Genomic DNA, 7,483 nt, shown 5'->3' on the forward strand with positions numbered 1-7,483 from the left:
CCTCAAACGCCGGAGAGGCTGAAATACCCAGCCCGTCCGGCGTTTGAGGACGAGGCCGTTCAGGCCGACAGCGGGGGCCTGGGGGCGGCAGCCCCCAGGGATGGGACGGGTAGGGGCGGCGGGGGCGAAAACCCACACCACCTACGCCCCTCCGAACGCCTCCACCCCCGGAACCGGCCGCGGGCCGGTGCCCGGCAGCCAGCCCGCGTCGAGTTTGCGCAGGCCCACCCCGTCCGGGGCCCAGATGTGGCAGCTGTTCAGCACGCCCGCCGTGGAGCGCGGATCGTGGGACGGCTCACCGGCGTCACGGCGGCGCGCGTTGGCCGAGATGGCCGCCTGGACGACGGCGGGGCCGAGGGCGCGGGCCAGCTCGTAGAGGTGCGAGCAGCCGGAAACACCTCGGAACCGCTCCTGGATCGCCCGGTTGTACCCGGCGGCGACGCTCAGCCCGACGAGTCCGTCGAAGACCGGGGTGATCAGCGGACACTCGGCGTGCGGGAAGGTACGCATGTCCGCACCGGCGTGCACCACGACCATGTCCGCGAGACGGACACGCACTCCGAGCACCATCCGGTGGACGACGTGCGCCGGCAGCTCCGCCCGGGGCCGCTCGTCGCTCAGCACCGCCTCGACCGAGATCTCGTCACCGTCTTCCTCGTAGGCGGTCACAGTGATCGTGCGGCGGTGCAGCGGCAGTTCCGCTCGCGTCATGACGAAGCCTCCCCCCGGAGCGGCGCCGGTGGTGCCCCGAGCGCCGCGAATTCCGGCCGACGGCGCTCGATGAAGCTGCGTACGCCCTCGCGGTAGTCCGGGGCCCGCTTCGCCGTGGCGAGCAGCGCGGCCGCGCTGTCGCGGCTCTCGGTGAAGCTCCTCGACTGGTCGTCGGCGAGTTGCCGCTTGATGAGGGACATCGCGTACGGGCTGGCCGAGGAGGCCAGTCGGGTGGCGTACGCGATCGCTGTCGGGAGCAGTTCCGCCGACTCGACGAGGCGGTTGACCAGGCCCATCGCCAGGGCCTCCGTACCGGTGATCCGGCGTGAGGAGAGCAGCAGATCGCTCGCGTTCCCGTATCCGACGAGCCGGGGGAGGATCCACGACACGCCGTCCTCCGCCACCAGGCCGCGCGCACTGAAAGCGGCGGCGAACTTGGCGTCCGGTACGGCGAACCGCACGTCGCACATCAGCGCCTGGTTGAACCCGATGCCGGCGCAGGCGCCGTTGACGGCCGCCACGAGGGGTTTCGGGAAGGACATGGGCCGGGTGCGCGGTGGCAGACGGTCGGTCGGCCACGGGCTCGCGCCTGAGGACGCCCCGTCCAGCACGCTCATGTCCATGCCGGGGCAGAAGCTGCGCCCCGCCCCGGTCAGCACGACGGCACGGACCGCCGGATCGGCCTCGGCGCGGTCGAAGAGCTCGTTGTAGAGCAGTTCCATCTCCAGCGTCCAGGCGTTGTGCCGTTCGGGCCGGTTCAGGGTGAGGAGCATGACCCCGTCGTCGGTCAGCTCGGTGAGGATCACCGGGGTCGGGTTCTCGGTCATCGAGGTCACTCCCACGGGCCCGCGTCGGGTTTATAGCTAGATGAATCATCTATATACCCAACGATGACCCGGACGCCAGACCAAGTCCCGCACGGACAAGATCACCCGACCCTTGACCTGGTACCCTCGATGCACTAAGACGATTCATTTTGCTATATGAGGAGCCCACCGTGGCTGAGGCAGCCCGCGCAGAAACGCCGATCGTGCCCGCTCCCTCCCGCGGCCCCGTCGGACGCCAGGTGCGCGTACCGAAGACGGCCGAACTGGTCGCAGGACACCTGCGCCGCCAGATCGTACGGGGCGAACTGAAGCCCGACGACGCACTGCCGCCGGAGTCGGGACTGATGGAGCAGTTCGGCATCTCGCGGCCGACGCTGCGCGAGGCGTTCCGCGTCCTGGAGTCGGAGTCCCTCATCACGGTCCGGCGCGGAGCGCACGGTGGCGCCCGGGTGAGCGCGCCCGACTCGGACGTCGCGGCCCGCTTCGCCGGCCTGATCCTGGAGTACCGCGGCGCCACCCTCGGGGACGTCTACCGGGCGGCGGCCCTCATCGAGCCGCCGTGCGCACGCCAGGTCGCCACCAAGCACACGGCGGACGACATCAAGCGGCTGCGCGAAGCGGTGGCGGCCGAGAAGGCCGTGCTGGACAGTCCGCTGGCCCTGGTGGACGCGCAGGACGCCTTCCACGCCCTCCTGGTCGAGCTCACCGGCAACCAGACCCTGATCCTCCTGTGCGGCATGCTGCGCAACATCATCGACCGGGCCAACGCCTCGTACACCGCGGCCGCCACCGACGCCGAGACCCAGAAGACGCAGGCCCTCAAGGGCCACCGGGCCCACGTCCGACTGGTCGGCCTGATCGAGTCCGGCAAGGCGGACGAGGCCGAGAAGCTGTGGCAGCGCCACATCTCCAGCGCCGACGACGTCGTCAACGCGCTGGGCCCCAAGACGGTCCTGGAGCTCATCGACTGACCACCCCGAACACCCGCCCCTCACCCTCCCTTGCGTTCTCCAAATAGTTAGATAATTATAGGAGGCGTACTGAATGGCTTCAGGGTGGAGGCGACGGCCATGGCCGAACAGCGCAAGCGGATCTTCGACTGCGACCAGCACATGTACGAGGAACGGGACTCCTTCACGCGCTACCTCCCGAAGGAGTTCCTGGGCCAGGCCGTGGCGCCGGTGACGTTGCCGGACGGCCGTGAGGTCATCCTCGCCGGGGACCGGATCGTGGTGTGTCTGGAGCCGGAGTTCGGGCAGGTCTACCGGCCCGGCTCGCTCAAGGAGATGCTCAAGGCGATGGCCTCGGGCAACCCCGACGAGACCTACCAGTTCGAGCCGATGCACGAGGCGTACCAGAACCGCGAGGCCCGGCTGCGCGTCATGGACGAACAGGGCCTGGACCAGACGATCATCTACCCGGGCGGCTGGGCTCTGGTCGCCGAGGAGTACGTACAGGGCGTCGAGCCGCTCTACGCCAACTACCACTCGTTCAACCGCTACATGAACGAGGTGTGGGGCTTCAACCACAACGACCGCATCTACTCCCCCGCCCTGCTGTCCCTGCGCGACCTGGACAGTGCGGTGAAGGAGCTGGAGTTCGTGCTGGAGCAGGGCGCCCGGTTCATCATGCTGCCGACCGGCCCGCAGTACGGCCGCTCGCCCGGAGACCCGTACTTCGACCCGTTCTGGAAACTGGTCAACGAGGCCAAGGCCAGCGTCTGTTACCACATCAGCGAGTTCTACTACAACTCGAACGTCGCCCCGGCCTGGGGCCACGACGCCAGCCCGATCCACTTCCGGATGTCCGCGTGGCAGTGGATGAACACCTACGGCCAGCGTCCGATCGAGGAGACGCTGTCAGCGCTGATCTTCGACAACCTCTTCGGGCGCTTCCCCGACATCAACGTTCTGGTGTCCGAGTTCGGCGCCGAGTGGGTGCCGCACTTCGTCCGCCACATGGACAAGAGCCGCGGCATGGGCCGCAACGGCCCCTGGATAGGCGGCCAGTTGGACGAGCGCCCCAGCCAGGTCTTCCGCAAGCACATCCGGGTGGTGCCCTACCCGGAGGACGACATCCCGAGCCTGGTGAAGCGTCTCGGCTATCACGAGTCCATCGTGATGGGCTCGGACTTCCCGCACGCCGAGGGCATCGCCAACCCGGCCGACTACCGCAAGCTCCTCGCGGAGCTCGACGAGTCGGTCCAGGACGACATCATGTACAACAACGCGCAGCAGCTGATCAGCCGTTGAGCCTGGCGGTCTCCGCGATTGAGCCCGGTACCGACTTCGGTACCGGGCTCAGTCAGTAGGACATGGCGCGTGCGACTCAGCGCTTCGGCCACGGTTCAGTCGACGAGGTCGGCCGCGAGGTTCGCCAGGTTGGTGAGCAGAGCCGTGCCGCGCCGCGAGTGGTCGTAGCCCGCGAGCGGGTAGCCGTTGCTCAGACAGGCGAAGGACAGGCCGGACTCCGGGTCCATGAAGCCCAGTTGGTACGCGGCTCCGGCGCTGCCGAAGAGCAACGGTGAGCCCGTGGACGGCAGTTGGCTGCCCCCGTCCGGACCGGCCACGGTGACGAACAGCCCCATGCTCGTACGCCGCCCACTGCCGCCCCCGTAGATCTGCTCGCCGTGCGGGTGCTCGGTCAGGCGGATCCGGGTTCCCTCCGCCACCGCTTCCGGCTTCCACAGGCCCGAGTGCTCCAGCGCCTGGAAGTACAGGGCGACATCGGCGGCGGTGGCGACCAGCGCGTGACTCGGCTCGCCGGCCGCGAGCACCCGCGGGTCGGACAGGTACCAGGGTCCCCACGGGTCGGGGTCCTGGTCGTCCTCCGTACGGTCGGTGGCGGTCATCGGGGCGACGGTGCCGGGCTGCCGGTCCACGGGGACGCCGAGTTCGATCGAGGACGGACCCAGCGGGCGGGCGATCCGCTCGTGCAGGTACTCGGCGAAAGTCAGGCCCGTACGCCGCTCGACGATCTCGGCGATCAGCCAGGCAGCCGAGGTGAGGTGGAACTGAAAGCGGCTGCCCGGCGGGTAGTCGAGCCGCCAGCGGCCGAACGCGGCGAGCCGCTGCTCGCGGTCGAGCATCTTCGGGTACCCGAGCGGTGCGAAGGGGAAGCCGGCGGTGTGCGTGAGGACCTGCTCGACCGTCACCTCCTCCTTCCCGTTCGGCGCGAACTCCGGGATGATCGCGGCGACTTGCTCGCCCACGTCCAGCAGCCCGTCGCCGATCAGCTTCCACACGACGCCCGCGACGATCGACCGTCCGACGGACTGCAGGACGTACCGGGTGTCCGGACGGGCGTCGCCCCAGGTCTCGAAGGCCACCAGCCGGCCGCCCCGCGCGACGGCGACCTGAGCGGACGGCAGCGGTCCGTGGTCGACCTCCAGCCGGATCCTGCGCAGCAGTACGTCGAGCCGACGCGGGTCGACGCCGACGCTCTCCGGGGCGACGACGGAGTGGTCAGGCGTCATACGAGTCTCCCTTGCCCGCCGGCGGTTCCCGCAGGCCGCGGCGTAGGACCTTGCCGTTGGCGTTGCGCGGCAGCTCGTCCACGAACCACCAGCGGACGGGCACCTTGAACCCGGAGAGGAGGTCGCGGGCGTACGACCTGAGCGCCGTCGGTTCCGGTGGGTCGTCACGGTCGGACGGTACGACGAAGGCGACGACGGTCTGGCCCAGCCGGTCGTCCGGCGCGCCGGCGACCGCCACGTCCGCGATGCCGGGGTGCGAGGCCAGAACCGTCTCCACCTCCAGCGGGTGGACGTTCTCGCCCCCTCGGATGATCATGTCGGTTCGTCGGCCGGACAGGTAGAGATAGCCGTCCTCCGACACCCGGCCCAGGTCGCCGCTGTGCAGCCAGCCCTGGGCGTCCACGCGGAAGAGATGGCCGGCGCGGGCATGGATCTCGCCGACGCCGTCCGGCCCCGCGTCCCCGACCCGCAGTTCGACACCGGGGGCAGCCCGTCCGACGGACCGCAGCAGTGCGGTGTGCCCGGCGACCGCCTCGCGGTGGTCCTCGGGGGTGAGCACGCTGATGGGCGAGCCCTCGGTCTGGCCGAACATGTTGAGCATGCGGACGCCGGGCATCGCCTCGTACGTGCGCCGCAGTGTGCCGGGGCGGATGGGCGCGCCGCCGTACTGGAGGACGCGCAGCCCTTCGTGGCGGGCCTGACCGGCCGCCAGCAGCGTTTCCAGCATCGCGGGGACCATGCTGGTGTGGGTGGTGCCGAGTTCCCGCAGCAGGGCCCAGCCCTCGACGGTGAAGCGCGGCAGACCGGTGATCAGCGCGCCGGCCGCGAGGGCGACGGCGATGTTGCCGAGGCCCGCGATGTGGTGGAAGGGCGCGCTGCCGCCGTAGAAGCTGTCGGGGTCGAGCGCGCAGAGCCGGCCGTTGAGGTGCGCGCGGGCTGCCAGCCGCCGCTGCGTCATGGGGACGGGCTTGGGGATACCGGTCGTCCCGGAGGTGTGCAGGACCGCGGCGAGCGCGTCGGGCTCGGCGGTCAACGCCCGTCCGCTCGGACGCAGTTCGGGGACGACTACGGCCGGGCACCCGACCAGTTGTGCCACATGCTCACCGAGCTCGGCGAACTCCGGCTGGGCGAGGAGGAGTTGGGACCCCGAGGCCTTGACCACCGCCGCGATCTCGTACGGGGTCGCGCGGACGCCGAGCGGGGCGAGCGGGTGGCCCGATCCCGCGCCACCGATCACCAGCGCGAGGGCGTCGGCGGAGGTGGCGATCAGTGCGGGCACCGGCTCGCCGGGGGCGAGGCCGAGCGTGTCCAGCAGGTCGGCCGCGCCACCCGCCCGGTCGAGGAGTTCGTGTCCTGTCCAGCTCAGGTCGCGGAACCGGACGGCGGGACGCGCGTGGTCGTAGGCACGGCTCACCATCGCGGTCCAGGTGGGTGCCGCTACGGCCTTCGGCGCGCCGCCCATCGGTTCAGGGCTCCAGCCGGGCCGCCGCGATGCCGGTGACCACCTCGGCGCCGTTCTGGTTGACGGTGCGCACGGAGAAGTGGGCGACCGGTCCGGCCGGTGTGTCCTCGACGGACTCGACGGTCGCCGTGGCCGTCAGGGTGTCCCCGGGCCAGACCTGGGCCTTGAAGCGCACGCCGAAGGTGAGCAGCGCCTCGGTGCCCACCCAGTCGGTGAGGACCCGGCCGGTCATGCCCATCGTCAGCATTCCATGGGCGAACACGCCGGGATATCCCGCGACTTCGGTGGCGAACCTCTCGTCGGTGTGCAGCGGGTTGTAGTCGCCCGACGCACCCGCGTACTGCACGATCCGGGTGCGCTTCAGGTCCTCGACCAGCACGCTCTCCCGGGTCTCGCCGACCTTTATGCCGTCCGCGCTCAGGCTCATCGGGCGTCCTTCGGAGTTGCGGGGCCCTCGGGCACGACGGCCACGGTCCGGGCGCTGACGACGGGTTCGCCGACGGCGTCCCGGTACTCGGTGACGCGCTCGCTGAACAGCAGGCGGCCGGTGCGGCCCTGCTTCTCCCAGCTACGTCCGGGGACGGTGGTCGCGTACAGGGTCTCCCCCGCGCGGACCGGGCGGTGGTACTCGAAGTGCTGCTCGGCGTGCAGCCCGCCGCCGCCTTCGGGCATCGCCCCGGGGCCGCTCCCCGAGCCGAACCACTCCTCGCCCGGCCTGGGCCGCAGGCGATGGTCGGGGTCGTACTGAGCGCTCGCCATCGTGAAGGTGGGCGGTGCGAGTGCGGTCTCGCCCCGGTGGGCCGGGGTCTCGTCGCCGATGGCGCGGGCGAACATCATGATGTGCCCGGCCTCGACGGGGAACGGCTGCCCTGTCATCGTCCAGTCTCCTCGGTCGGTACGGCGCGCCGCGTGGCGGCTCAGTACGTCGGGTCAGTACGGCGGGTCAGTACGGCGGGCCAGTACGGCAGGAAGGCGCCGCGGGTGGCCTCGTCCGGGTCGAAGTCGGGA

8 protein-coding genes are annotated in these 7,483 nt (G+C 70.6%); 2 read left to right on the forward strand and 6 right to left on the reverse strand.

The window, feature by feature from the left end:
• Window positions 1-141: 141 nt before the first annotated feature.
• Window positions 142-711 carry a DUF2889 domain-containing protein gene (locus O3Q52_RS45130; RefSeq protein ID WP_269654307.1) on the reverse strand — a complete coding sequence of 190 codons (570 nt, stop codon included), beginning with the start codon at window positions 709-711 and terminating at the stop codon, window positions 142-144.
• Window positions 708-1,538 carry an enoyl-CoA hydratase-related protein gene (locus O3Q52_RS45135; protein ID WP_269654308.1) on the reverse strand — a complete coding sequence of 277 codons (831 nt, stop codon included), beginning with the start codon at window positions 1,536-1,538 and terminating at the stop codon, window positions 708-710. Before O3Q52_RS45135 ends, O3Q52_RS45130 begins: the two co-directional genes overlap by 4 nt.
• A 170-nt stretch (window positions 1,539-1,708) precedes the next feature.
• On the opposite strand from O3Q52_RS45135, the gene O3Q52_RS45140 reads away from it, so the two are divergent.
• Entirely contained in the window at window positions 1,709-2,509 is an 801-nt protein-coding gene (locus O3Q52_RS45140; RefSeq protein WP_269654309.1) for a FadR/GntR family transcriptional regulator, read from the forward strand.
• A 99-nt stretch (window positions 2,510-2,608) separates the two neighbouring features.
• Entirely contained in the window at window positions 2,609-3,790 is a 1,182-nt protein-coding gene (locus O3Q52_RS45145) for an amidohydrolase family protein (RefSeq protein ID WP_269654310.1), read from the forward strand.
• A 95-nt stretch (window positions 3,791-3,885) separates the two neighbouring features.
• On the opposite strand, the gene O3Q52_RS45150 is transcribed toward O3Q52_RS45145, so the two are convergent.
• From O3Q52_RS45150 to O3Q52_RS45165, 4 genes are read right to left on the reverse strand one after another with little or no spacing between them, the layout of a single operon-like run.
• On the reverse strand, window positions 3,886-5,013 hold the full coding sequence (locus O3Q52_RS45150) for a serine hydrolase (protein ID WP_269654311.1): 1,128 nt from the start codon (window positions 5,011-5,013) through the stop codon (window positions 3,886-3,888).
• The gene (locus tag O3Q52_RS45155) at window positions 5,003-6,475 is read right to left on the reverse strand and encodes a class I adenylate-forming enzyme family protein (RefSeq protein ID WP_269654312.1); all 1,473 of its coding nucleotides are present in this window, start codon (window positions 6,473-6,475) and stop codon (window positions 5,003-5,005) included. Before O3Q52_RS45155 ends, O3Q52_RS45150 begins: the two co-directional genes overlap by 11 nt.
• 4 nt (window positions 6,476-6,479) lie before the next feature.
• Entirely contained in the window at window positions 6,480-6,902 is a 423-nt protein-coding gene (locus O3Q52_RS45160; RefSeq protein WP_269654313.1) for a MaoC/PaaZ C-terminal domain-containing protein, read from the reverse strand.
• Entirely contained in the window at window positions 6,899-7,351 is a 453-nt protein-coding gene (locus O3Q52_RS45165) for a MaoC family dehydratase N-terminal domain-containing protein (protein ID WP_269654314.1), read from the reverse strand. The genes O3Q52_RS45160 and O3Q52_RS45165 overlap by 4 nt, the downstream gene beginning before the upstream one ends.
• Window positions 7,352-7,483 lie beyond the last annotated feature (132 nt).

Origin of the sequence: Streptomyces sp. ActVer (genome assembly GCF_027270795.1) — a bacterium.
In the GTDB taxonomy this organism is placed as follows: Bacteria; Actinomycetota; Actinomycetes; order Streptomycetales; family Streptomycetaceae; genus Streptomyces; species Streptomyces umbrinus_A.

Excerpts from the sequence above, each read along its gene's own strand:
- O3Q52_RS45130 (WP_269654307.1), bottom strand. The coding sequence starts at position 711 with ATGACGCGAGCGGAACTGCCGCTGCACCGCCGCACGATCACTGTGACC.
- O3Q52_RS45135 (WP_269654308.1), bottom strand. The coding sequence starts at position 1,538 with ATGACCGAGAACCCGACCCCGGTGATCCTCACCGAGCTGACCGACGAC.
- O3Q52_RS45145 (WP_269654310.1), top strand. The coding sequence starts at position 2,609 with ATGGCCGAACAGCGCAAGCGGATCTTCGACTGCGACCAGCACATGTAC.
- O3Q52_RS45150 (WP_269654311.1), bottom strand. The coding sequence starts at position 5,013 with ATGACGCCTGACCACTCCGTCGTCGCCCCGGAGAGCGTCGGCGTCGAC.
- O3Q52_RS45155 (WP_269654312.1), bottom strand. The coding sequence starts at position 6,475 with ATGGGCGGCGCGCCGAAGGCCGTAGCGGCACCCACCTGGACCGCGATG.
- O3Q52_RS45160 (WP_269654313.1), bottom strand. The coding sequence starts at position 6,902 with ATGAGCCTGAGCGCGGACGGCATAAAGGTCGGCGAGACCCGGGAGAGC.
- O3Q52_RS45165 (WP_269654314.1), bottom strand. The coding sequence starts at position 7,351 with ATGACAGGGCAGCCGTTCCCCGTCGAGGCCGGGCACATCATGATGTTC.